The organism is Klebsiella africana (assembly GCF_020526085.1).
Classification (GTDB): Bacteria; Pseudomonadota; Gammaproteobacteria; order Enterobacterales; family Enterobacteriaceae; genus Klebsiella; species Klebsiella africana.
Window position 1 is genome coordinate 235,288 of record NZ_CP084874.1, and the last position, 24,472, is coordinate 259,759.

Consider the following 24,472-nt stretch of genomic DNA (forward strand, 5'->3'; position numbering starts at 1 on the left):
CTGCAGGGCTGCTGAATGAAAAAATCTCTTTTTTGGTTGCTGGCGCTGGTGCTGTCTCCCGTCGCCGCGCTGGTGGTGATCACGCCGATGGACAGCCAAAAGCAGTATATTTTTGGTCTGCTGAGCATCGGTATTCTCTTTCTGATGGGCTTCAGCAAGCGCCGCAGCGTATCGGTCATTATGGTCGTTACATCGCTGCTGATGTCCACCCGTTACATGTATTTTCGCCTCACGCAGACCCTGCACTTCAACTCAGCCATTGAAACCATCCTCGGCATGGGGCTCTTTCTGGCGGAAGTCTATATCTGGGTGATGCTGCTGCTTAACTATCTGCAGACGGTCTGGCCGCTGAAGCGCGGTATTGTTCCGCTGCCGGATGATATGAGCAAGTGGCCGACGGTCGATATCTATATTCCGAGTTATAACGAACCGCTGGAGGTGGTGCGTGACACCGTCCTCGCAGCGCAATGTATTGATTATCCAAAAGATAAAATGAAAATCTATCTTCTGGATGATGGTAAGCGCAGCGAGTTTGCCGTGTTCGCCGCCGACGTCGGGGTGGGCTATATCACCCGCAATGACAACAAGCATGCCAAGGCGGGGAACCTTAACCATGCGCTGACCCTGACCCACGGAGAGCTTATCTGCGTCTTCGACTGCGACCACGTCGCCACACGCGTGTTCCTGCAGGCCACCGTCGGCGGTTTCCTGAAAGACCCGATGCTGGCTCTGGTGCAGACGCCGCACTATTTCTATTCCCCGGACCCGTTTGAACGTAACCTCTCCGTCGGGCGTAACATCCCGAATGAGGGGATGTTGTTCTATGGCCCGATTCAGCAGGGGAACGACAACTGGAACGCCACCTTTTTCTGCGGCTCCTGCGCCGTGATCCGCCGTGAGGCGCTGGCGCAGATCGGCGGTTTCGCCGTCGAAACGGTGACAGAAGATGCTCATACGGCGCTGAAGTTCCAGCGTCTGGGATGGAAGTCGGCCTTTCTCGATATTCCGCTGGCGGCGGGGCTCGCCACTGAACGTCTGGTGGTGCACGTTATCCAGCGTACCCGCTGGGCGCGCGGGATGACGCAGATCTTTCGCGTCGATAATCCCCTGTTTGGCCGCGGGCTGACCTTCCAGCAGCGCTTGTGCTATCTCAGCGCCATGCTCTACTACCAGTTCGCGCTGCCGAGGGTGGTATTTGTCACCGCCCCGCTGGCTTACCTGCTGTTTAACCTGAATATCATTTACTCGTCGGCGAGCCTGATTGTCTCCTATGCGCTGCCGCACCTGTTCCTCGCCATTTACGTCGGTTCGCGAATGAATGGCCGCTATCGCTACAGCTTCTGGGGGGAAATTTACGATATTGTGCTGGCCTTCCACCTGGTGTTGCCGACCCTGGTGACGATGATTTTCCCTAAACGCGGCAAGTTCAACGTCACCGATAAGGGCGGCCTGCTGGACGTCGGCTACTTCGATTTCACCGTGGTGCGCCCGCACCTGGTGGTAGCCTGCCTGCTGGCCCTGGGGGTGGTGGTCGGCATCGTCCGGGCGATTGGCCATGACTACTTTGGCTCGGACCCCAACGTTATCGCCCTCAACGTCGGGTGGGGGATCTACAGTCTGATCTTCCTGCTGGCGGCGATAGCCGTGGCGCGCGAAACGCGGCAGGTGCGGAAAACTATTCGTATCGATGTCGATATCCCAGTGGTGATCCATTACGCCAGCGGTATCGTCTCGCGCAGCCATACCGAGGACCTGTCGATGGGCGGCTGCCGCGTGGTCGCGCCGGATAAGCGCCATCTGGAGGATGACATCGAAGAGATTGAGCTGATCCTGCAGTCCGGGGCTATCTCCATTCCGGCTCAGCTGGTCACCTCTGACGAGCGCTTCCTGCGCCTCAAGTTTGATGAAGATATTCCGCTTTCGCGCCGCCGTGAACTGGTGCGCGTGGTGTTGGCCCGCGCGGATGCCTGGATAAATCCGCCGCGCCCGCAGGATAACCCGTTCCGCTCCTTCTTCACCATTTTGCGCTGCGTGTTCGAACTGTTCTGGCTGACGTGGAAAACCCGTCGCAGCCAGCGCAAGCGGACGGCCGTGGCGAAAACGGCGCAGGAGGATGGCACGTTATGAAGCGATTAACCACGCTGGCGCTGCTGGCAGGGATGCTCTCTGCGCCTGCGCTACACAGTGAAGAACCAGGCTCCGGCGCCGCTACCCCGCTGAGCTTTCCGCAGCTCAACGGCGCGGCGGACAGCGAGCCAGGCGACGAACCTCCGGCGGCCTCGCCGGAAGAGAGCGCCTCTCCGGCAGCCCCCGCCACCGCTGGTGATGCGGCGGCGACGGCCCCTGCGTCCGAGATGCCCGCCTTGCCTGCGCCGGTGAGCGGCACGGCCGCGCCGGAGGTCATTCCCGTCGCTCCGGTCTGGGGAGGCGATCTGAATCTGGCGCAGATGGGAATGCCGGACGGCATTATCCTTAGCGGCGGCCAGCGGCAGGGGGGCGTCAGCTTTACCCTGCCTGCCGATCAGGTAGTGATCCATTCCCAGCTCAGCCTTGCCGTTCGCGTATCGCCGGAGATGGCGAGCCGCAACGCCACCCTGCAGCTGATGCTCAACGGTCAGCCCTTGGGCACCCTGCCGCTGGGCGCCGATGGCGAAGATGTCTCCCATTATCAGCTGGATATTCCGCCCGCGCTGATGGTCTCCAGCAATAATTTGAGCGTGAAGATCAACGATGGCGATACCCTGCAGTGCCAGCGTGACATCCATGATTCGTCGCGGGTGACGGTGCTGCCCACGTCGCATTTCAGCTGGGAAAGCCAGCAGCTGAACATCAGCGACGACCTGAGCCACTTTCCGCGCCCCTTCTTTGACAGCATGCAGATGACGCCCGCGGACATCGCCGTTTCCTATGGGGCCAAGCCGTCGGCGGACGTCTTCAGCGCCGCGGCGCTGGTCTCTTCCTGGCTGGGGATCCAGGCGGACTATCGCGGCATCGCTTTCAGCGCCCTGCGCGACCGCCTGCCGGAGCGCCATGGCATTGTGATTGGCCATCCGGGCGAGCAGGTGGGCGGCATGACGCTGCCGGAAAGCGATAAGCCGCTGCTGCGCATCATCCCCAACCCCGCTAATCCGGCCTATAAATTGCTGCTGATTGTCGGTAAAAACGATACGGCGCTGCGCATGGCCGCCTGGCGTCTGACCCGCGGCAATTTCGCGCCGCAAACCGCGACGCTGGATGTTGAACCGCAGACCATCCCGGTTGGCAAAGCCTATGATGCCCCGCGCTGGATCCCCACCGATCGTCCGGTCAAGCTCAGCGAGCTGCTGCGTAAGGATCAAAGCCCGACCGTCAGCGGCGTCTGGCACGAACCTTTACGTATCGCCTTCCGCGCCGCGCCCGATCTCTATCTGTGGGATGGAGAGACCATTCCGCTACAGGTTGGCTACCGCTTCCCGTCGGAAAGCTGGATTAATGAGGACAAGTCCTTGCTGAGCGTGACGCTCAACGGCACCTTCCTCAACAACCTGCCGATGAACAAGCAGGGGCCGCTGGAGAAAGTCTGGCGCCACCTCGGGGGCGATGCGCGTCAGGAGCAATTTACCATCCCGCTGGCGCCGTACCTGATCTATGGCGATAACCAGCTGTCGATGTACTTCAATGTGGTGCCGAAAGACGATGTTCCGTGTTCGGTGCTGCTGAATAACAATATCAAGAGCCGGATCACTGACGACTCCTGGATTGATTTGAGCAAGACGCGGCACTTCTCTTTGCTGCCAAACCTCTCCTACTTCGTCGGCGCTTCGTTCCCGTTCTCGCGGCTGGCGGACTATTCGCAGACGACGCTTCTGCTGCCGGCGGAGCCGTCTGAAACCCAGGTGGCGACCCTGCTGAATCTGGCGGCGCGCTCCGGGAACGCGACCGGCACCGCGCTGGCGAATAACCGCGTCGTGCTTGGGATGCCCACCGGCGGCGGAGATTTACAGTCGCTGCGCGAACGTGACGTGCTGGCGGTCACCGCTCTCGATCAGCAGGCCTTTAACCAGAGCCTGCTGGCCGACTCACCCTACCGCCCGGTGGACAATGTGCTGAGCGTCCGCGAGCCCGACCTGTGGCAAAAAGTCCAGCGCCGGCTGACGGGTGACTGGACTTCCGCCAGTCTCGACGCCGATCGCTACTTCTCGTCAAGCAGCGCCTGGCGCGGGTTCATCAGCTATCGTTCGCCATGGAACCCGACCCGCCTGGTAGTGGTGGCGATGGCCAGCAATGATGACCAGCTGGCGCGACTGAAGACCGATCTGGACTCGCCGCGTATCAACGCCGGGATCCGCGGCGATACCGCAGTGATCACCAGCGATAACGGAGTGCGCAGCTTCCAGGTGAGTACGCCGTTCCCCAGCGGTCAGATGCCGTGGTACATGATGGCCGTCTGGTATGCCAGCCAGCATTCCGGTTTCCTGGCGGTGCTGGGGCTGATTGCCACCTCGATAATGGGGCTGGCGCTGACCGCGATGTTTAAACGTCACGCCCGTAAGCGTCTGGGTTCGGGGGATAACCAATGAAAAGAAAGATAATAATAACGATGAAAACCTCCCGTCGGCTCACCACGTTCTGCCTCACCGGCGCGTTGACTCTCGCTGCCTCTGGCGGCGCGCTGGCGGCGGGGAACGACGCGGCGCTGCAGGCGCTGTTCGCCCAGGCCAACTACTGGCATGAGAAATCCCATGACGAACTGGCGATGGAGTCCCTGCAGAAGGTGCTTTCGGTCGACGCCAATAACACCCAGGCGCTGTATCTGATGGCGCTCTGGTCGCAGCAGGGTGGCGATATGCAGGCGGCGGCGCAGTGGCGCGCGCGGCTGGCGAAAGCGGCGCCGGACAGTCCGGGACTGCAGGAATTAGACAATGCCAAAAAGATGTCGCAGGTACCGCAGGGGCAGCTCAGCCTGGCCCGCCAGCAGGCGCGCGGCGGCAATATCCCTGGGGCGCTGGCGACCTGGCGCAGCATGTTCAATGGCAATACGCCGCCTGCCGGGCTGGCGGCGGAATATTACCTGACCATGGCCAGCGACAAATCGCTCTATCCGCAGGCTATCAGCGAACTGCGCCAGTACGTGGCGCAGCATCCGCAGGATAACGCCCCGCGGGTGGCGCTGGGTAAAGCCTTAACCTGGCGGGAAGAGACCCGCCGGGAAGGGATCGCCCTGCTCGAGCCGATGGCCAGCGGCAATAAAGAGGCGGACAGCGGCTTGCGTCAGGCGCTGCTCTGGCTGGGCCCGCAGGCCGGCGATGAGCAATATTACGACACCTGGATGCAGCGGCATCCCCAGGACAGCGAAGTTCAGAATTACTTTCGCGAACGGCGCAGCGGTCAGGCGCGCGGCCAGGGCTATGCCAATCTCAACAGCGGCAATACCGCCGCCGCAAAGCAGCAGTTTGAAGAGGTATTGCAGACTAACCCCCAGGATGCTGATGCGCTGGCGGGCATGGGCTATATCGCGCAGCGCAGCGGCGACTACCAGGCCGCGTCGCAATATCTGAGTCGGGCGGCGGATCTCGGCGGCGACGCCTCGGCGACCCGCCGTCAGCAGGCGGCCGATGCGCTGTTCTACGGCCAGCTAGCGCAGGCCCAGCAGGCCTATAAGCAGGGCAACATTAGCCAGGCGCTGGCGCTCTCCGCGCCGCTGGCGCAGCAGAGCGGGACGCGGGGCGCCTCGGCGAAGCTGTTCCGCGCCGATGTGCTGCGGCACAACAAAGATTTGCCCCAGGCGGAGCAAACGCTGCGCTCGCTGTTAAACGACGATCCGCAGAACGCAGCGGCGCGGGAAAACCTCTATTACGTGCTGCGCGAACAGAATAAATCCGCCGAGGCGCAGGCGATGCTGCAGACGCTCCCGCAGAGCCTGCAGCAAAAACTGCAGCCGCGGGTGGTGGCCGGTATGCCGGGCGATGCCCTGCGCCGTCAGGCCCAGGCGCAGGTCAGCAGCGGTAACCCAGCCGGCGCGATAGCCACCCTGCGCGAAGGTGTTGCCCGCTATCCGGACGATCCCTGGCTGCGTCTCGATCTGGCCCGGCTGCTGCAAAAATCGGGTAACGGCAGTGAGGCCTCTTCGCTGATGTCGGCGGCCTATCGCCCCGGCGCCAGCAACAGTGCGCTGTATGCCGCTGCGCTGTTCGCCAGCGAAAACGGCGCCTGGCAGCAGGCGCAGACATTGCTGGCGCGCATTCCCGGCGGCAGCCAGACCAGCGACATGCGCGATTTACGCCAGCGGGTGAACTACAACCTGCAGCTGGTGACGGCCGAAAACTATCTGGCGCAGGGCAATACTATCGCCGCCAGCAATACCCTGCGGGCGATGGCCTCCACGCCGCCGAAAGCCCCGGCGGACGCCGGCAAGCTGGCGCGGCTGCTGGCCGAGAGCGGCGACCTGACTACCGCGGTCTCGCTGGTGCGCAACAATATCAGCAGCGGTGTATCCGGCAATGCCGGGGATTACGCCGATCAGATCGCCGTCCTGAATCAGGCCGGGCTAACCGGCGAGGCGCAGAACCTGATCAGCAATCCGCAGCTGCAGGCCAGCAGTACGCCGACGCAGCTGGCGAGCATTCGCAATGGCTATGTGATCAACGAAGCCGACCGCCTGCGCGAGCAGGGCAATTACGCCGCGGCGTATGACAAGCTGATCCGCGCTATGCAAAGCGATCCGCAAAATACCGATCTGATGTTCGCCATGGCGCGGCTGTACCAGAGCGGCAAAATGAACAAAGAGGCCGGGGTGGTCTATGACTATCTGATGACGCGCGATACGCCGAACCAGGATGCGCGCGCCGGGGCCATCGACGTGGCGCTGTCGGCGGGGAACAACGATCGCGCTGAACAGCTGGCTGGCGGCTTGCGCCAGGATAACTCCCCGGATCGCCTGCTGCTGCTGGCGAGAGTAGCGGAGGCCCAGGGACATCATCAGCAGGCGATGACCTATCTGCGCAGCGCCCGCGGCAAACTGCTGGGCATGCAAAGCACTAACAGCAGCGAAACGCCGACCGTCGGCGGGGTACTGGCGGCGGATAACCCCTTCATCGGCGTGTCGCAAACGTCGGCGCCGACGCGGACGGCCTCCGCCTACGGACAGTATATGCCGTGGCAGGTTGCCCAGTCGGCCGCCGCGCCCGGCACCTCGCTACCGGGGATCCAGCGCACCGATCTGCCGGTGGACACCGCCCAGACGCGGATGCTGCGTCAGGTGGACACTATGATGGAGTCGTTGCAGGAGAAAACCGGCAGCTGGCTGCAGGGGGGAATGGACGTGCGCGGACGCGACGGCGAATCGGGCACCAGCAAGCTGACGGAGCTCCGGACGCCGCTGACCTGGTCCTCATCGCCGTTTGGCGACTCGCGCTTTGACTTTACCGTCACCCCGGTGTCGTTGAACGCCGGAACCGCCAGCGGCGACGCCTGGCGTCGCTACGGCGCTAACCCGCTGGCCAACGCGGTCTCCAATATGGTGAGTACCGCCACCAGCGAGCAGGCGGCGATCGCTTCGATGACCGAGGCGGAGCGGACGGCCTATTTTGCCAGCAATCCGGGGGCCGAGGCGTTAAGCGGCCTGGGCACCCTGAATGCGGCGGATTTCAATCCGACCACCAGCAGCGGGATGGAAAACCTGGCGAAGCTCGGGAGCTATGATTCGGGACAGGTGGCCAGCTATCTGGCCTCTTCCAGCCGTAAGCCGAACGTTGACCAGACCAGCGGCTCGACCGATTCGCAGAAGGCCAACGGCGTCGAACTGGCGCTGGCGTTAAGTGGTGACGATTACCGGGTCGATATCGGCAGCACGCCGCTGGGCCAGGATCTTAATACCGTTGTCGGTGGAGTGAAATGGTCGCCCAAGCTGACCAACTACCTGTCGCTGATCCTCACCGGCGAACGCCGCTCGCTAACCGACAGCCTGCTTTCTTACGTTGGTCTGAAAGACGCCTATTCCGGGAAAACCTGGGGGCAGGTGACGAAAAACGGCGGCACCCTGCAGCTGAGCTATGACGACGGCGACGCGGGCTTCTATGTTGGCGGCGGCGGATACAGCTATTTGGGGCAGAACGTCGCCAGCAACACCAGTATCAACGCCAATGCCGGGGTCTATCTTCGTCCCTACCATGACGAATACCGCCAGCTGCAGGCCGGGTTGAGCATGAGCTATATGGATTACTCCAAAAACCTCAGCTACTTCACCTATGGTCAGGGCGGCTATTTTAGCCCGCAAAACTACGTCAGCGTGTCGCTGCCGGTCAGTCTGACGGAGAAATATGATAACTGGACCATGAAGCTCGGCGGCTCGGTGGGCTACCAGTCTTACAGCCAGGATAAGAGCGCCTATTTCCCGACCAATTCGGAGTGGCAGCAGACCCTGGAGACGGCGGTGAGCAACGGGTTTGCCAAGGAAGCCTACTATTCCGCAACCTCGAAGAGCGGCATAGGGTACACCCTACGCGCCGGGGCGGATTACAAGGTCAACAAACAGATGACGCTGGGGGGCCAGATTGGCTATGACACCTTTGGGGATTATAACGAAAGCACCGCCGGGCTCTATATTCGCTATATGTTAGGAGATCATTGATGATGACGGAGAACAATAACCCGGTGGTGATGACCTGGTTTCAGCAGCAGCAGACGCCTGCCGGATGGTTCGATCTGTTGATTATTATGGTCGAAGGTATGCTAAATAATGCCGGTGAGCTGGAAAGCCAGCCCTTCCTGCGTCAGATGGGCGCCTCGCTGGCGGAGACTCATCCGCTGCCGGCGTCGGAGACGGTGGGGGAGCTGGAGGCAAATATCAACCGGCTGCTGACCCATTTCCACTGGGGTGTGGTGACCATCGACGTCGGTGAGGACGGCCTGCGCCTGCGCCATCAGGCGTTGCCGGTCAGCCGGGACGACGCGGGACGCGTGCGCTGGTGCAACGCGTTCTGTGCCATACTGGAGGGGTTATATTCTCGCTGGCTGCAGAGTCAGGGAGGCAGTGCTCATGTCGTTTTACAACGTGAGCGGGTGTTCTCTGTCTCTGACGTTCAGTTTCTTTACTACCATCCATAATGAGTGAATGTATGGCCCTGCGTGCTTTAGTGGCGGTGATAGTGACAACGGCAGTGATGCTGGTGCCCCGGGCGTGGGCGGATACGGCCTGGGAGCGTTATAAGGCCCGTTTTATGATGCCGGACGGCCGTATCATTGATACCGCCAATGGCAATGTGTCGCATACGGAAGGCCAGGGCTTCGCCATGCTCCTGGCGGTGGCGAATAACGATCGTCCGGCGTTCGACAAGCTGTGGCAGTGGACGGACAACACCCTGCGCAACAAGTCTAACGGGCTGTTTTACTGGCGCTATAACCCGGTGGCGCCGGACCCTATCGCCGATAAAAACAACGCCTCCGATGGCGATACCCTGATCGCCTGGGCGCTGCTGCGCGCGCAAAAGCAGTGGCAGGATAAGCGCTACGCGACGGCCTCTGACACCATCACCGCCGCCCTGCTGAAATATACGGTGGTGACCTTCGCCGGCCGCCAGGTGATGCTCCCGGGCGTGAAAGGGTTCAACCTCAATGATCACCTCAACCTTAACCCTTCCTATTTCATCTTCCCAGCCTGGCGCGCCTTCGCGGAGCGGACGCATCTCACCGCCTGGCGGACATTGCAGAGCGACGGACAGGCGCTGCTGGGGCAGATGGGCTGGGGTAAATCACACCTGCCCAGCGACTGGGTCGCACTGCGGGCGGATGGCAAGATGCTGCCAGCTAAAGAGTGGCCGCCGCGGATGAGTTTCGATGCGATCCGTATCCCGCTGTATCTCTCGTGGGCCGATCCGCACAGCGCCTTGCTCGCGCCGTGGAAGGCCTGGATGCAGAGCTACCCGCGCCTGCAAACCCCGGCGTGGATCAACGTTAGCACCAACGAGGTGGCCCCCTGGTATATGGCCGGCGGCCTGCTGGCGGTGCGCGATCTGACGCTGGGTGAACCGCAGGAGGCGCCGCAGATTGACGACAAGGATGATTATTATTCTGCCAGCCTCAAGCTGTTGGTCTGGCTGGCGAAACAGGATCAGCGCTAAATATGGTGAGTGATTTGCCGCCTTCTCAGGCCGTATGCGTACGGGCTGAGAAGGGAGGATGGAAACGTCTCACGATGTAAGGCCGCCAACACAGGCGGCCTTGTCGCTTATTGCGGATAAGGCACCCAGCTACCGCCATTCAGCTGGACATAAGGCTTGCCCTGATACTGGATGACGATGGCGTTGGCGTTCTCGGACACCGCCGCGCTCTGCGGCAGGTTGGCGACATACTGCTGCCAGTTGACGCTGTCCTCGCTGAACATTTTGCCGTCGAGGGCGCGCACCACCAGCTCCGACACCGCCAGATAACTGCTGGGCTGATCGATGATAATCGGCGCCCCTTCATGCGGCGCCTTCATGCCGAAGAATTTCACCGCCGTCGGGACGTTAGTGATCGACGGGCTGGGAATATCGCGCAGGCCGGATACCTGCATCTTATCGCCCTTCAGCGCGCCGCCGTGTTCCGGCACCACCACCACCATCACTTTCCGCCCCGATTTCTCCAGCTCGGTGAAGAAGTTATCCAGGTCATCAAACAGCTTCTGCGCCCGCACTTTGTAGTCTGCGGTTTTGCTTTGTCCCGGGAAATGGTTGCCGTCATGCAGCGGCAGGGTGTTATAGAAGGTGGCGCTCCGCGGATTGCTGCTGGCTTCTTCGGTTTTCAGCCAGCGGTTGAGGACCGCCAGATCCTCATACACCGGGGAGCCGTCAAACGCCTGCAGGCTGACCGGCAGACCGCTCTGGTCCATCAGCGGGCTCTGCATACCGCCCAGCGAACGCAGCTCTTTCAGGAAGTCGCCGAACAGACCGTTATGGCCGAGCATCAGCTGCTGGTTGAAGCCAAGTTTCGCCAGGTTTTCAAACAGGTAGCAATCGGCGCCGGACGGCTGATACAGGTTGGTATGCGACAGCTGGCCACAGCTGGCGCGCAGCAGGCGCACCGCCGCCGGGCCGCTGTAGGAGGTCGCGGAGTTGAAGTTCTTGAAGACAATATCAAAATGCTTCCACAGCGGATGGTCCATCAGACCGGCGGCTTCAATATCCGACCAGGAGAGGGAGCAGATATTGATCACTAGCAGGTCAAACGGCTGCGCATCCGCCGGCAGCTGGTCCGGGAACGGCGTCTTGCGCTTCTGCTCGGCGGCATAGAAAGCGTTCAGCCAGTTGGTCAGGTTGGCTGAGGTCGGCGGCTCGGTCTGCGGCGGAATATCGCTGTTGGCGGGGCTGGACGCGGCGCCAGCGGCGGCGTTGGCCCCGGTATTGGCCTGCGCGGTCGTGGCGGCGGCCGTGGTGGGCTGACCGGCGGGCCATAAGGTAAAGGCCGGCAGCAGCGGGCTGACTGCCAGCCAGACGATCATCGCCGAGACAAACACGGTGACGCGCAGCCACTGGCTGATAAACAACCATAGCACCAGTAAGACAAAGAAGGCGCCGACCATGCTCCAGTTGATAAACCGGACGATCAGATCCCAGATATAGCTGGCGCTGAAGCCGGCGATTTGCGACCCCTGGCTAAGAAGCGACTCCGGGCCGGGCAGCCAGGTATCGTGCCAGAACAGCGCGAAGCCGAGCGGAATAGCGATCCAGTGGCGAATGCGATGCAGCTTTTCCCGCGGGATCGGCACCAGCAGAAAGGCGAGGAACACCAGGTTCAGCATTGGGTGGAAATTGAGATACCCGGCCCACAGCAGGGCAAACTTGACCAGAAAGTAGAAGTTCCAGCCGCCAAGTCCGCGCCAGTACTGCCAGAGCGGAAGCGGCGCCGCGGTCGTTTTTTTATTTGTCATTTGTTCGCTTTGCCTTGCTTAACCGTGGTTCCCCGGCGTAATACCCCTGCCGGTTTCACGTAACGGGGTTTAAAGAACATCAGTCTTAGCGTCGTGCGAATACGACGCTGATAGTGGCGCGTCAGGTAGCCCAGCGGAAAAAACAGCAGAGCGCAGAGCACAACCAGTTGCAGAATATCGGTGATAGACATCATCAGGCTTGTTCCTCACGGGGAGTTAACCGGTGTGGCTCGGGGTAGCGTCGCCAGTGGCGCCCATCGTGGGTGGCGTTGATGGTCTCATTTTTCCCTACCGACAGGGGCAGCGGCGTGTTCCAGCGCGCCGGTTCGACGCCGCGCATGATCACGATTTCCGAGAGGATCTGCTTGTCTTCAAACCACACCATACGGTTAGAAAAAATATCGCCGGTCGGCAGCGGGAAAATGTGGTTTAGCGCGGTATCAAGGTCATTGATTCGGCAAAACGACAAAAACAGCACCAGCCGGTTATTGCCGATGGTCATGATGTCGCCCATCCGGTTAGGTTTGCATAACGTCAGCGCCTGCTCAACGCGCAGCCCCGGCGCCGGTCGCAGCGCCACCATCACGCCTTTGCTGTCGGGTGGAAGCAGGGTATTGGTCATCACGTTGTGCACCGCTTCGCAGAAGGCATCCCACTTCTGGTAGCCGCGCAGCTTTAATGGCTGGCTCCAGGTCAGCAGGGTGGCAAAATCTTCCGGGATATGGCGGGAGAACTTTTGGTTCTGCACGCTTTCGATCAGCGTCAGGCAGCGGGAGAGCGACGCGCTGCTGGGGATCACCAGGCTGGCACCGCTGCTGAGCAGCAGCCGCTCGTCGGTTGCGCGCAGGCTCGGGGTTTGCTCACGAACAATAATCTTCAGTGCGGTACCGCGCTGGCGACGCAGGGTATGAATATAACGGCCCAGCTGTTCAATTTGCGTATTCTGGGTGATGGAAAAGAGTACCGTGGCCGCTTGCGCGGTGCGCCCGGCGTTGAAGACCTCGTCGTTAGTATCAAACAGCGTCCAGTATTCCGACAGCGGCGGGGCGCCTTCCAGCACGCGCATATTGCTCAGGATCACCTTCTCATCGCTGCGCGGCTGAACGCTGGTTTCTGCCTCCTGCGCCAGCCGCCAGCCGGCATCATCCCGTTGTACCACCAGCTGCTGCTGGGCGCTGATGCCTTTATCGCTTCCCCACCAGGCAATATCAAAGAGATGCCGGTCGCCCTGGTAACGAATACTTGCCAGTCCGGAAAGGGAGCGGTACTCACGTAATAAGGGAGTCAGCTGACGATCGATATCCTGGGCGGAATTGATCGCTAAGAACGTGCAGTGATGATATTGCGCCCAGCGGCTGGTCTTTTCCACCCAGGCGCATAGCTTTTCCTTATTTATATTTTGCCAGGCATTCTCAGCGCATAGCAGAATAAACAAATAATTGCCAGGTTCGAGGGAGCAGACTAAATCGCGATGTATTTCTTCCAGCGCCTGCGGGCGATTCGGCAGGGTGAACAACGCGATATTATCCGGGCCGTGAATACTATCTAATAAAATGATCTCATTGGGATTTTTTCCCATAACCAGCGCGGCAACCTTGCTGTTTTTCGCCTGCGCGGCCAGTGTCTGATTAAACAGGCTGACGGCATCGGTATAACGGTCAACGTTGAGCCACCATACCCCGCCGACCGGCATATGGCACACTTCATCCCATAATGATGAAATACCCAAAGTAAATACACTATCCACGGCATCCCTCGTGCGCCCTGATTGACACTGAATAAGTTTACTAGCGAAACCGACAGAGTAAACCTAACATTGAAATTAAAGGTCATCAGTTTTAGCATGTACACCTGCTTTTAAGGATGAGCTGTATACGTCCTCTGGTTTAATAATAAATTTCGAACGGACAGAGATATGCCAGCAAAAGATCCTGCGGTACCCACGGACGCCACGCTGGGGTACACCTTTCAAAATGATTTTCTGGCGTTAAGCCGGGCATTTTCCCTGCCGGATATTGATTATCATGATATTTCCCGACGTGAACAGCTGAACGCGGCGCTGAAGCGCTGGCCACTGCTGGCAGAGTTTGCAGAGAAAAAATAAGGAAGCCGGAGATGGCTATTCTGGGTTTACAGGGGGTGCGCGGGGGAACTGGCGTCACGTCCATTACGGCTGCACTCGCCTGGGCGCTGCAATTGCTCGGTGAAAGCGTGCTGGCGATCGACGCCAGCCCGGATAATATGCTGCGCTTTTTCTTTAATACCGATATCCATCATCAGGACGGCTGGGCGCGCGCGCTGCTCGACGGCCGGGACTGGCGCGACGCGGGCTTGCGCTATACGCAGCATATCGATCTGCTGCCGTTTGGCCAGCTCAGCGCCGGCGAAAGAGAAAATGTCGACCAACTGCAGCCCACGCTGGGGGCGATAGCGGAGGCCGTTCAGCAGCTGCAGGGCCAGTACCGCTGGCTGCTGCTGGATCTGCCGGCGGGTTATTCGCCGTTGACTCGCGAGCTGCTGACGCTCTGCGATCGCTCGCTGATGGTGGTCCATCCCGACGCCAATAGCCATATCCGTCTGCACCAGCAGCCCTTCCCGGCCAACAGCGATATTCTGATTAACGATCTGCGGGTCGGTAGTTTGCTGCAGGAAGATCTCTATCAGCTATGGCTCGAGAGCCAGCCGCGCATCCTGCCGGTGACGATTCACCGCGACGAGGCGATGGCCGAGTGCCTGGCGGCGAAGCAGCCTCTTGGTGAGTATCGTCAGGATTCGCTGGCGGCGGAAGAGGTCCTGACTCTGGCGAACTGGTGCCTGATCCACTATTCCGGCGGGAGGGCGGCATGATCCGCCTCAGCGCGCTGCTGCTGGCCCCGCCGGTGGGGGAACGGCTGCGCGCGCGCTATGACGACTATCGGCAGCACGGCGCTTCGTGGCTGTCGGCGTCGCTTGGCTGTCTGTGGGCGTCGCTGGTCTGGGCGCTGATGCCGCTGGAGACGCCGCGCTGGCAGGCGATTCTCGCCCACCATGAAACCTATTTTCCCCATATTAATCCGCATCGGCCGCGTCCACTGGACCCGCTGCGCTACCTGTTGCAATCCCTGTGGTTACTGACGACGCGCGTGCCGGAGCCGGACAAAAAGGTTAACTGGCGCTCGCTGGCGGCGCTGGAGGGGGTGCACGGTCGCTATACGCAATGGCTGGAAAAATTGCCTGAGCAGATGAACGCCCGCACCGGCCATCTGGATAAACAGAAAGAGCTGGCGCACCTCAATCCTAAACTGCGCCGGGCGATCCTTGGGGTGGTGACCTTCTGCTCGCTGGTGCTGGCGCTGATGTGTATTACGCAGCCCTTTAACCCGCTGTCGCAGTTTATCTTCCTGATGCTGCTGTGGGGCGTGGCGCTGCTGGTGCGGCGCATCCCTGGCCGTTTCTCGGCGCTGATGCTTATCGTGCTGTCGCTGACGGTGTCGTGCCGTTATATCTGGTGGCGCTATACCTCGACGCTGAACTGGAACGACCCGGTAAGCCTGGTGTGCGGGATCATTCTGCTGTTCGCAGAGACCTACGCCTGGGTGGTGCTGGTGCTGGGCTACTTCCAGGTGGTCTGGCCGCTGAATCGCCAGCCGGTACCGCTGCCGGAGAACATGGATCTGTGGCCAACCGTGGACATCTTCGTTCCCACCTATAACGAAGATCTCAACGTGGTGAAAAACACCATTTATGCCTCGCAGGGCATCGACTGGCCGAAGGACAAGCTGAACATCTGGATCCTCGACGATGGCGGACGGGAAGCGTTTCGCCAGTTTGCCAAAGATGTCGGGGTGCACTATATCGCCCGTACCAGCCACGAGCACGCCAAGGCCGGCAATATCAATAATGCGCTGAAATACGCTAAAGGGGAGTTCGTCTCGATCTTTGACTGCGACCATGTGCCGACGCGCTCGTTTCTGCAGATGACCATGGGCTGGTTCCTGAAAGAGAAAGAGCTGGCGATGATGCAGACCCCGCACCACTTCTTCTCGCCCGATCCCTTTGAGCGCAACCTTGGCCGTTTTCGCAAAACGCCAAACGAAGGGACGCTGTTCTACGGCCTGGTGCAGGACGGGAACGACATGTGGGACGCCACCTTCTTCTGCGGCTCCTGCGCCGTTATCCGCCGCGGCCCGCTGGATGAAATTGGCGGGATAGCCGTCGAAACGGTGACCGAAGATGCCCATACCTCCCTGCGTCTGCACCGGCGGGGATATACCTCCGCCTATATGCGTATTCCGCAGGCGGCGGGGCTGGCGACGGAGAGTTTATCCGCGCATATCGGCCAGCGCATCCGCTGGGCGCGCGGGATGGTGCAGATATTCCGCCTCGATAATCCGCTGTTTGGCAAAGGCCTGAAGCTGGTGCAGCGCGTCTGCTACGCCAACGCCATGCTTCACTTTCTCTCCGGTATTCCGCGCCTCATCTTCCTCACGGCGCCGCTGGCCTTTTTGCTGCTCCATGCCTATATCATTTATGCGCCAGCGCTGATGATCGCGCTGTTCGTGTTGCCGCACATGATCCACGCCAGCCTGACCAACTCGAAGATTCAGGGCAAATATCGCCATTCGTTCTGGAGTGAAATCTACGAGACGGTGCTGGCCTGGTATATCGCGCCGCCCACCTTTGTGGCGCTGATCAACCCGCATAAAGGCAAGTTCAACGTCACCGCGAAGGGTGGGCTGGTGGAAGAAGAGTATGTCGACTGGGTGATCTCCCGGCCCTATATCTACCTGGTGCTGCTCAATCTGGTCGGCGTCGCGGTGGGGATCTGGCGCTTTATGTATGGCCCGGAAAACGAAATCCTCACCGTCTGGGTGAGTATTGTCTGGGTGTTCTACAACCTGATTATTCTTGGCGGCGCGGTGGCGGTCTCGGTCGAAAGCAAGCAGGTCCGCCGTTCCCATCGTGTCGAAATGAGCATGCCGGCGGCCATCGCCCGTGAAGATGGCCATCTGTTCTCCTGCACGGTTCACGACTATTCCGACGGCGGGCTGGGGATCAAAATTCACGGCGACGCGCAGGTGCTGGAGGGGCAGCACGCCAGGCTGCTGCTCAAACGGGGACAGCAGGAGTATGCCTTCCCGGTCAGGGTCGCGCGGGTCAACGGCAGCGAAGTGGGACTCCAGCTGCTGCCGTTGACCAACCAGCAGCATATCGATTTTGTGCAGTGTACGTTTGCCCGCGCTGATACGTGGGCGCTTTGGCAGGATAGCTTCCCGGAAGATAAGCCGATGGAAAGCCTGCTGGATATCCTCAAGCTGGGCTTCCGTGGCTATCGTCACCTGGCGGAGTTTTCGCCGCCGTCGGTGAAGGTGGTTTTCCGCGCGCTCACTTCGCTGGTGGCCTGGATAGCGTCGTTTGTACCCCGACGCCCTGAACGCGCCGCGCCGACGCTCTCCGCAGACCCGGCAATGGCTCAACAATGATGATAATGCGATGAAAAGAAAACTTTCCTGGATGTGTGCAGTAGCGGTGGGCATGTGCAGCTGGTATCCACTGGCCTCTTATGCGGCGCCGGCCGCGGTGGCGAACGCCGCCCCTGGCGTTCAGCCGCAGGCCGCGATCCCGGCCGCGCCGCTCGTGGTGGGCGAGCCGACGGCGACCCTCGCCGAACCGACCGCTCCGGCGGCGGTGGCCGAGAACGTCCCGCAGCGGGAGGTGAAGCTGAGCTTTGCCACCATCGCGCCGCCGCCCGGCAGCATCGTGCTGCGCGGCTCACGGCCTGACGCCTCGGTCGAATTCGGCATGCGCAGCGATGAGCTGGTCGCCAACGCGCTGCTCAATCTGGAATATACTCCGTCGCCCTCGCTGCTGCCCGTGCAGTCGCAGCTGAAAGTCTATCTCAACGATGAGCTGATGGGCGTCCTGCCCGTCACCAAAGAGCAGCTGGGGAAAAAAATCCGCGCGCAGTTGCCGATTGACCCGCTGTACATCACCGACTTCAACCGCGTGCGGCTGGAGTTTGTCGGCCACTACCGCGATGTCTGTGAAAACCCGGCCAGCAGTACGCTATGGCTGGACGTCGGGCGCGAAAGCTATCTGGATCTCACCTACCAGTCGCTGAAGGTGCATAACGATCTGTCACACTTCCCGGTGCCGTTCTACGATCCGCGCGATAACCGCCCGCTGACGCTGCCGATGATTTTCCCGGGCTCGCCAGCGGTTGTTCAGCAGCAGGCGGCAGCGATTGTCGCCTCCTGGTTCGGCAGCAAGGCTGGCTGGCGCGGCCAGCAGTTCCCGGTCTATTTCAATGAACTGCCGGATCGTAACGCCATTGTCTTCGCCACCAACGACAAGCGTCCGGACTTCCTGCGCGATCATCCGCCGGTCAAGGCGCCGACCATCGAAATGATCGACAACCCGAACGATCCTTACGTCAAGCTGCTGGTGATTTTCGGCCGCGATGATAACGACCTGCTGCTGGCGGCGAAGGGGATTGCCCAAGGCAATATTCTGTTCCGCGGCAGCAGCGTTACCGTGGACGGCATCAAAACCCTGCAGCCGCGTCAGCCTTACGACGCGCCAAACTGGGTGCGCACCGACCGCTCGGTCACCTTTGCTGAGCTGAAAACCTATGAGCAACAGCTGCAGTCCAGCGGCCTGGTGCCGGATGCCATCACCGTGGCGCTTAACCTGCCGCCGGATCTCTATCTGCTGCGGGCCAACGGCATCGATATGGATCTGAAATACCGCTACACCATGCCGCCGGTGAAGGACAGCTCGCGGATGGATATCAGCCTCAACGACCAGTTCCTGCAGTCGTTCAGCCTTAACAGCTCCCAGGACGTGAACAAACTGATCCTGCGCCTGCCGGTGCTGCAGGGGCTGCTGGACGGCAAATCGGAGGTCACCATCCCCGCGCTGCGTCTTGGGGCGGTGAACCAGCTGCGCTTTGACTTCCAGTATATGAACCCGATGCCAGGCGGCTCCATCGACAACTGCATTACCTTCCAGCCGGTGCAGAACCATGTGGTGATCGGCGACGATTCGACCATCGACTTCTCGAAGTATTATCACTTTATTGCTCTGCCGGACCTGCGCGTTTTCGCCAATGCGGGCTTCCCTTACAGCCGTATGGCCGACCTCGCCGACACCCTGGTGGTGGTGCCGAAGGCGCCGACCCAGGGGCAGGTGGCGACGCTGCTGCAGGCGCTGGGCGGCATCGGTTCGCAGACCGGTCTGGCGGCGATTAATCTGCAGATGACCGACGATGGCAACCAGATCAAGAATAAAGACGCGGATCTGCTGCTGATCGGCGCGATCCCCTCGTCCCTCAAGGACGACACCAAAATCAATCTGCTGGTCGAAGCGACCAAAAGCTGGGTGAAAATGCCGATGCGCCACTATGACCTGGCGAGCATTTATCCCGACGACGAGGCCCGCACGCCCAATACCCGTACCGATATCACCTCTTCCGGACCGATGGCGGCGGTGATTGGCTTCCAGTCGCCCTACAACGATCAGCGCAGCGTGGTGGCCCTGCTGGCCGACAGCCCGCGCGGTAATGAATTACTGACCAACGCCCTCAACGACAGCGGTAAGCGGGCGGCAATGTTTGGCTCGGTGGCGGTGATCCGTGAATCCGGCGTCAACAGCCTGCGGGTGGGCGATGTTTACTACGTGGGTCATCTGCCCTGGTTCGAGCGCATCTGGTTCGCGCTCTCTAACCACCCGATACTGCTGGCGATCTTCGCCGCTATCAGTATTGTGCTGCTGGCGTGGGTGCTGTGGCGCATGCTGCGCATCATCAGTCGCCGCCGTCTTAGCCTGGATGATGAGTAAACCATGATGAAAGTACTTCGTGGCGCGGTGCTCTCGGCGCTGCTGCTGGCGGCGGGCCAGGTGAGCGCCGCCTGCCAGTGGCCCGCCTGGGAGCAGTTTAAAAAAGCCTACGTCAGCCCCGAGGGACGGGTGATTGACCCCAGCGATGCGCGCAAAATCTCTACCTCCGAAGGGCAGAGCTATGGCCTGTTTTTCGCCCTGGCGGCCAACGATCGGGAGGGGTTCGACAAGCTGCTGACCTGGACGCAGAACAACCTGGCGGAAGGCGATCTGAAACAACATCTGCCGGGCTGGCTGTGGGGCAAAAAGGACGATGAGCAGTGGACCCTGCTGGACAGCAACTCGGCGTCCGACTCGGATCTGTGGATAGCCTGGGCGCTGCTGGAGGCGGGGCGCCTGTGGCAACAGCCGCAGTACACCGAGACCGGAAAAGCGCTGCTGGCGCGGATTGTCGCTGAAGAGACAGTGGCGGTGCCGGGCCTCGGCACGATGTTGCTGCCGGGAAAAGTCGGTTTTGCCGATGACAGCGGCTGGCGGTTTAACCCCAGCTATCTTCCGCCGCAGCTGGCCACTTACTTTGTGCGTTTTGGCGCGCCGTGGCCCGCTCTGCGCGACAGTAATCTGCGCCTGCTGCTGGAGACCGCGCCGAAAGGCTTTACCCCGGACTGGGTGCGCTATGAGAAAGGGAAAGGCTGGCAGCTGAAAACCGAAAAGCCGCTGATCGGCAGCTATGACGCGATTCGCGTCTACCTGTGGGTGGGTATGCTCCATAATGGCGATAAGCAGAAAGCGCGCCTGCTGCAACGCTTCGCGCCGATGGCGGCGCAGACCACGGAGCAGGGGGTACCCCCGGAGAAAGTAAATATCGCCACCGGCAAAACCAGCGGCCAGGGGCCAGTGGGTTTCTCCGCGGCGATGCTGCCGTTTTTACAGAATGATGAGGCCCGGTCGGTGCAACGCCAGCGCGTCGCCGATAACTATCCCGGCGCAGATGCCTACTACAGCGCGGTTCTGACGCTGTTCGGCCAGGGTTGGGATCAACACCGTTTTCGTTTCACTGCGGGTGGCGAATTACAACCGGACTGGAACCAGGAATGCGCAAGCTCTCACTAAGTTTACTCACGCTGTCCCTCGGCGTTGCGCTGTTGCCGTTAGCGCAGGCAGCGACGACGCCTGCCCAGGAGCATCTGCTGGAGCAGGTGCGCCTCGGCGAGGCCAGCAATCGTGAAGACCTGGTGCGCCAGTCGCTGTACCGTCTGGAGCTGATTGATCCCAACAACCCGGACCTGATTGCCGCGCGGATGCGCTATCTGCTGCGTCAGGGGGATGCCGCCGGGGCGCAAAAAGAGCTGGAACGACTGACGAAGCTGGCGCCGGACTCCCCGGAGCTGAAGGCGTCGCGTAATGAGATGAAAAGCAACACCGGCGAAGGCCGCCAGGCGCTGCAGCAGGCGCGACTGCTGGGCGTGGCCGGGAAGGTCGATGAAGCCATCGCCGCCTATGAAAAACTGTACGGCGGTGTACCGGATGACGTTGACGTCGCCATTGAATACTGGACGCTGGTGGCGCGCCTGCCGGCCCGCCATAGCGAAGGCGTCAGCCAGCTGAAAAAACTGAACGCCAGCGCGCCGGGCAACGTCAGCCTGCTGACTTCGCTGGCGAAGCAGATGTTCGCCGATAACAAACCGCAGGAGGGGTTCGCCTATCTGGCGGAAATGGCCCGCTCAGCCTCAGGACGCGGCATCGCCGCCGATATGTGGTTCAGTGAGGTGAAAAGCATGCCGGTGAGCAAGGCCAGCGTGCAGGCGTTGCAGCAATTTCTTCTGCAGTTTCCCACCGGCTCGGTGGCGGCGAACGCCCGCGTTCTGCTCGACCAACAGCAGGCGCAGCTGCAGGATCCGGCTTTTCGCGCCCGCTCGGAAGGGCTGGCGGCGGTCAAGTCGGGGAATACCTCGCAGGCGGTCGCGGATCTGCAGAAAGCCGTTCAGGCCGACAGCCGCGACAGCGATGCGGTGGGCGCCCTCGGCCAGGCCTATTCCCAACGTGGCGACCGCGCGCGGGCAGTGGCGCAGCTCAGTAAAGCGATTGCCATGGACCCCGACAGTCCGAACCGCGGCAAATGGGACAGCCTGCTGCAAACTAACCGCTACTGGCTGCTGATCAAGCAGGGGGATAACGCCCTGAAGGCCGGCCAGCTTTCGCAGGCGCAGAACTATTATGCCCAGGCGCAGCGGGTCGATCGCACCGACAGCTATGCTGTGCTGGGGCTGGGGGACGTCGCGGCGGCGCGCAAAGAGGCCGCGGCGGCGGAGCGCTATTACCAGCAGGCGTTGCGCCTGGATCGCGGCAATAACCTGGCGGTGCGTGGCCTGGCCAACCTCTATCGCGCCGAATCGCCGGAGAAAGCCAGCGCCTGGATCGCCGGCCTTCCTCCCGCTCAGCGGCGGAGCATCGATGATATCGAGCGCAGCCTGACTAACGACCGGCTGGAGAAACAGGCGCAGGCTCTGGAGAGCCAGGGCAACTGGGCGCAGGCGGCGGAAGTTCAGCGTCGGCGCCTGGCGCTGGATCCGGACAGCGTCTGGATAACCTACCGTCTGGCGCGGGATCTGGTCAGCGCCGGTGAACGGCAGGAGGCCGACGCGCTGATGCGGGCGATGGTCAACCGCCAGCCGCAGGACGCCGAACGGGTCTACGCCTCGGGACTCTACCTGTCGGGGAACGACCAGGACGATCTGGCCCTGGCGCAAATTGCCGCCCTGCCGCGCAGCGCGTGGACGGATAACATTCGTGAACTGGAGGCGCGGCTGCAAAGCGACCGGGTGCTGCGCCAGGCCAACCAGCTGCGCGACAGCGGTGACGAAGCCCAGGCGATCGCCCTCATCAAACAGCAGCCGTCCTCGGTGCGCTATGACCTGACGTTGGCCGACTGGGCACAGCAGCGCGGCGACAGCCAGACAGCGATTGCCGACTATCAGCGGGTGCTGCGTCAGGAGGCCGATAACGGCGATGCGCGCCTCGGCCTTGCGGAAGTCTATTTGGCGGAGGGCGATAAACCGGCCGCCCGGGCGCAGGTCATGCAGCTGAAAGGCGCAGAGACCGAATCCATGAATATGCAGCGGCGGGTTGCGCTGGCGCGAGCTGGCCTTGGCGATACCGTCGACGCTCAACACATTTTTAACCAGATTGTGCCGCAGGCGAAGGCGCAGCCGCCCTCCATGGAGAGCGCGCTGGTGCTGCGCGACGCCGCGCGCTTTGCCACCCAGAGCGGGGCGCCGCAGCAGGCGCTGACGCACTACCGGGAAGCGATGGTGGCCTCCGGCATCACCCCTGTGCAGCCGCAGGATAACGATACTTTTACGCGGCTGACGCGTAACGACAGCCATGATGACTGGCTGAAGCGTGGGATCCGCAGCGATGCCGCCGACCTTTATCGCCAGCAGGATTTGAACGTCACCCTGGAACATGACTTCTGGGGTTCCAGCGGCACCGGCGGCTATTCCGACCTGAAGGCGCATACCACCATGCTGCAGGTGGATGCCCCGCTGGCGGATGGCCGGATGTTCTTCCGTACCGACCTGGTCAATATGGATGCCGGCAGCTTCTCTACCCACAGCGACGGGAGCTACTCGCCCAGCTGGGGTACCTGCGGGGAGATCGCCTGCACCAGCGGCAGTAAAAACCAGACCGACAGCGGGGCCAGCGTGGCGGTCGGCTGGAAGAATGATACCTGGAGCGGCGATATCGGCACCACGCCGATGGGCTTCAATGTCGTCGATGTCGTAGGCGGCCTGAGCTACAGCAGCGACGTCGGGCCGGTAGGGTACACGGTCAACGTCCACCGGCGGCCCATCTCCAGCTCACTGCTCTCCTTTGGTGGACAGAAAGACAGTGACAGCCATACCGGCACCACCTGGGGCGGCGTCCGCGCCGACGGCGGCGGCCTGAGCCTCAGCTATGACCGGGGCGAAGCGCACGGCATCTGGTCCTCGCTAGGAGCCGACTCGCTGACTGGTAAAAATGTGGCGGATAACTGGCGCGTACGCTGGATGACCGGCTACTACTACAAGGTGATTAACGAAAATAATCGTCGCGTCACCGTCGGCCTCAACAATATGATCTGGCACTACGACAAAGATCTCAGCGGCTATACTCTCGGCCAGGGCGGCTATTACAGCCCGCAGGAGTATCTCTCGTTCGCCGTGCCGGTGACCTGGCGTCAGCGTACCGAGAACTGGTCCTGGGAACTCGGCGGGTCGGTGTCATGGTCTCATTCGCGCACCCAGACGCAAGCCCGCTACCCGCTGCTGAACCTGATCCCGTCCGACTACCGCCAGCGCGCCAGCGAACTGACGGAGCAGGGCAGTAGCAGCCAGGGATTTGGTTACACCGCCAGAGCGCTGGTGGAGCGGCGAGTGACCAGTAACTGGTTCGTTGGCGCCGCGGTCGATATTCAGCAGGCGAAGGATTACACCCCGAGCCATGCGCTGCTTTACGTCCGCTACTCGGCGGCCGGCTGGCAGGGGGATCTGGATATGCCGCCCCAGCCGCTGGTACCCTACGCCGACTGGTAGCAGAATAGGCTGAATTACGTCACAGAGCGCCACTCCACGACGCGCTTCGCGTATACTCGTGAGGCGTTGCCCACCGTTGGCTGCCGGGGCGATTTTCCCGGCGTCCGCGCCACCGTGCGGAAATATCCCGTCACTTCATCCCTCGCGGGCGTGGGCGAAGGATTTAAGTATATAATCAGCCTGAAACAACCGGGAT

Annotated in this window: 14 protein-coding genes; 11 read left to right on the plus strand and 3 right to left on the minus strand. The window is 61.3% G+C overall.

The genetic code is table 11. The features are described 5' to 3' along the window. Positions 1-15: 15 nt before the first annotated feature. From bcsA (LGL98_RS01125) to LGL98_RS01145, 5 genes are read left to right on the plus strand one after another with little or no spacing between them, the layout of a single operon-like run. A complete protein-coding gene (bcsA, locus tag LGL98_RS01125; protein ID WP_136033838.1) occupies positions 16-2,127 on the plus strand; it encodes a UDP-forming cellulose synthase catalytic subunit in 2,112 nt (703 codons plus the stop codon). After that, the gene (bcsB, locus tag LGL98_RS01130; RefSeq protein ID WP_136033836.1) at positions 2,124-4,559 is read left to right on the plus strand and encodes a cellulose biosynthesis cyclic di-GMP-binding regulatory protein BcsB; all 2,436 of its coding nucleotides are present in this window, start codon (positions 2,124-2,126) and stop codon (positions 4,557-4,559) included. Before bcsA (LGL98_RS01125) ends, bcsB (LGL98_RS01130) begins: the two co-directional genes overlap by 4 nt. Continuing rightward, entirely contained in the window at positions 4,556-8,608 is a 4,053-nt protein-coding gene (locus tag LGL98_RS01135; RefSeq protein WP_136033834.1) for a cellulose biosynthesis protein BcsC, read from the plus strand. Before bcsB (LGL98_RS01130) ends, LGL98_RS01135 begins: the two co-directional genes overlap by 4 nt. Continuing rightward, positions 8,608-9,084, plus strand: coding sequence for a cellulose biosynthesis protein BcsD (bcsD, locus tag LGL98_RS01140; protein WP_136033833.1), 477 nt, complete (start codon positions 8,608-8,610; stop codon positions 9,082-9,084). The genes LGL98_RS01135 and bcsD overlap by 1 nt, the downstream gene beginning before the upstream one ends. Before the next feature lie 11 nt (positions 9,085-9,095). After that, positions 9,096-10,097 carry a family 8 glycosyl hydrolase gene (locus tag LGL98_RS01145; RefSeq protein ID WP_136033831.1) on the plus strand — a complete coding sequence of 334 codons (1,002 nt, stop codon included), beginning with the start codon at positions 9,096-9,098 and terminating at the stop codon, positions 10,095-10,097. Between the two features lie 107 nt (positions 10,098-10,204). Here LGL98_RS01145 and bcsG read toward each other — a convergent pair whose 3' ends face one another. From bcsG to bcsE, 3 genes are read right to left on the minus strand one after another with little or no spacing between them, the layout of a single operon-like run. Further along, complete coding sequence (bcsG, locus tag LGL98_RS01150) at positions 10,205-11,884, minus strand: cellulose biosynthesis protein BcsG (RefSeq protein WP_136033829.1); 1,680 nt, start codon at positions 11,882-11,884, stop codon at positions 10,205-10,207. After that, positions 11,881-12,078: a cellulose biosynthesis protein BcsF gene (gene bcsF / locus LGL98_RS01155; protein ID WP_136033827.1), complete on the minus strand. Its 198-nt coding sequence runs from the start codon at positions 12,076-12,078 to the stop codon at positions 11,881-11,883. Before bcsF ends, bcsG begins: the two co-directional genes overlap by 4 nt. Continuing rightward, positions 12,078-13,631 (minus strand): cellulose biosynthesis protein BcsE, encoded by a 1,554-nt coding sequence (gene bcsE, locus LGL98_RS01160; RefSeq protein ID WP_136033826.1) that lies wholly within the window; start codon positions 13,629-13,631, stop codon positions 12,078-12,080. The genes bcsF and bcsE overlap by 1 nt, the downstream gene beginning before the upstream one ends. Positions 13,632-13,799: 168 nt before the next feature. Between bcsE and bcsR the strand changes: the two genes are divergently transcribed. Genes bcsR through bcsC form a run of 6 tightly spaced genes read left to right on the plus strand, consistent with a single transcriptional unit; the run spans position 13,800 to position 24,276 of the window. Next, positions 13,800-13,988 carry a cellulose biosynthesis protein BcsR gene (bcsR, locus tag LGL98_RS01165; RefSeq protein ID WP_002921513.1) on the plus strand — a complete coding sequence of 63 codons (189 nt, stop codon included), beginning with the start codon at positions 13,800-13,802 and terminating at the stop codon, positions 13,986-13,988. Positions 13,989-13,999: 11 nt separating this feature from the next. Beyond that, positions 14,000-14,731: a cellulose biosynthesis protein BcsQ gene (gene bcsQ, locus LGL98_RS01170; protein ID WP_136033825.1), complete on the plus strand. Its 732-nt coding sequence runs from the start codon at positions 14,000-14,002 to the stop codon at positions 14,729-14,731. Beyond that, entirely contained in the window at positions 14,728-17,346 is a 2,619-nt protein-coding gene (gene bcsA, locus LGL98_RS01175) for a UDP-forming cellulose synthase catalytic subunit (protein ID WP_136033823.1), read from the plus strand. The genes bcsQ and bcsA (LGL98_RS01175) overlap by 4 nt, the downstream gene beginning before the upstream one ends. Positions 17,347-17,356: 10 nt before the next feature. Beyond that, the gene (bcsB, locus tag LGL98_RS01180) at positions 17,357-19,702 is read left to right on the plus strand and encodes a cellulose biosynthesis cyclic di-GMP-binding regulatory protein BcsB (protein ID WP_136033821.1); all 2,346 of its coding nucleotides are present in this window, start codon (positions 17,357-17,359) and stop codon (positions 19,700-19,702) included. 3 nt (positions 19,703-19,705) lie between these two features. Continuing rightward, the gene (gene bcsZ / locus LGL98_RS01185) at positions 19,706-20,815 is read left to right on the plus strand and encodes a cellulose synthase complex periplasmic endoglucanase BcsZ (protein WP_168435386.1); all 1,110 of its coding nucleotides are present in this window, start codon (positions 19,706-19,708) and stop codon (positions 20,813-20,815) included. Beyond that, positions 20,797-24,276 (plus strand): cellulose synthase complex outer membrane protein BcsC, encoded by a 3,480-nt coding sequence (bcsC, locus tag LGL98_RS01190; RefSeq protein ID WP_136033819.1) that lies wholly within the window; start codon positions 20,797-20,799, stop codon positions 24,274-24,276. Before bcsZ ends, bcsC begins: the two co-directional genes overlap by 19 nt. Positions 24,277-24,472: the final 196 nt, after the last annotated feature.

Coding starts and splice junctions, on each gene's coding strand:
- bcsB (WP_136033821.1), top strand. CDS start 17,357: ATGAAAAGAAAACTTTCCTGGATGTGTGCAGTAGCGGTGGGCATGTGC.
- bcsQ (WP_136033825.1), top strand. CDS start 14,000: ATGGCTATTCTGGGTTTACAGGGGGTGCGCGGGGGAACTGGCGTCACG.
- bcsC (WP_136033819.1), top strand. CDS start 20,797: ATGCGCAAGCTCTCACTAAGTTTACTCACGCTGTCCCTCGGCGTTGCG.
- bcsA (WP_136033823.1), top strand. CDS start 14,728: ATGATCCGCCTCAGCGCGCTGCTGCTGGCCCCGCCGGTGGGGGAACGG.
- bcsG (WP_136033829.1), bottom strand. CDS start 11,884: ATGACAAATAAAAAAACGACCGCGGCGCCGCTTCCGCTCTGGCAGTAC.
- bcsA (WP_136033838.1), top strand. CDS start 16: ATGAAAAAATCTCTTTTTTGGTTGCTGGCGCTGGTGCTGTCTCCCGTC.
- bcsR (WP_002921513.1), top strand. CDS start 13,800: ATGCCAGCAAAAGATCCTGCGGTACCCACGGACGCCACGCTGGGGTAC.
- bcsD (WP_136033833.1), top strand. CDS start 8,608: ATGATGACGGAGAACAATAACCCGGTGGTGATGACCTGGTTTCAGCAG.
- LGL98_RS01135 (WP_136033834.1), top strand. CDS start 4,556: ATGAAAAGAAAGATAATAATAACGATGAAAACCTCCCGTCGGCTCACC.
- bcsB (WP_136033836.1), top strand. CDS start 2,124: ATGAAGCGATTAACCACGCTGGCGCTGCTGGCAGGGATGCTCTCTGCG.
- bcsF (WP_136033827.1), bottom strand. CDS start 12,078: ATGATGTCTATCACCGATATTCTGCAACTGGTTGTGCTCTGCGCTCTG.
- bcsZ (WP_168435386.1), top strand. CDS start 19,706: ATGATGAAAGTACTTCGTGGCGCGGTGCTCTCGGCGCTGCTGCTGGCG.
- LGL98_RS01145 (WP_136033831.1), top strand. CDS start 9,096: ATGGCCCTGCGTGCTTTAGTGGCGGTGATAGTGACAACGGCAGTGATG.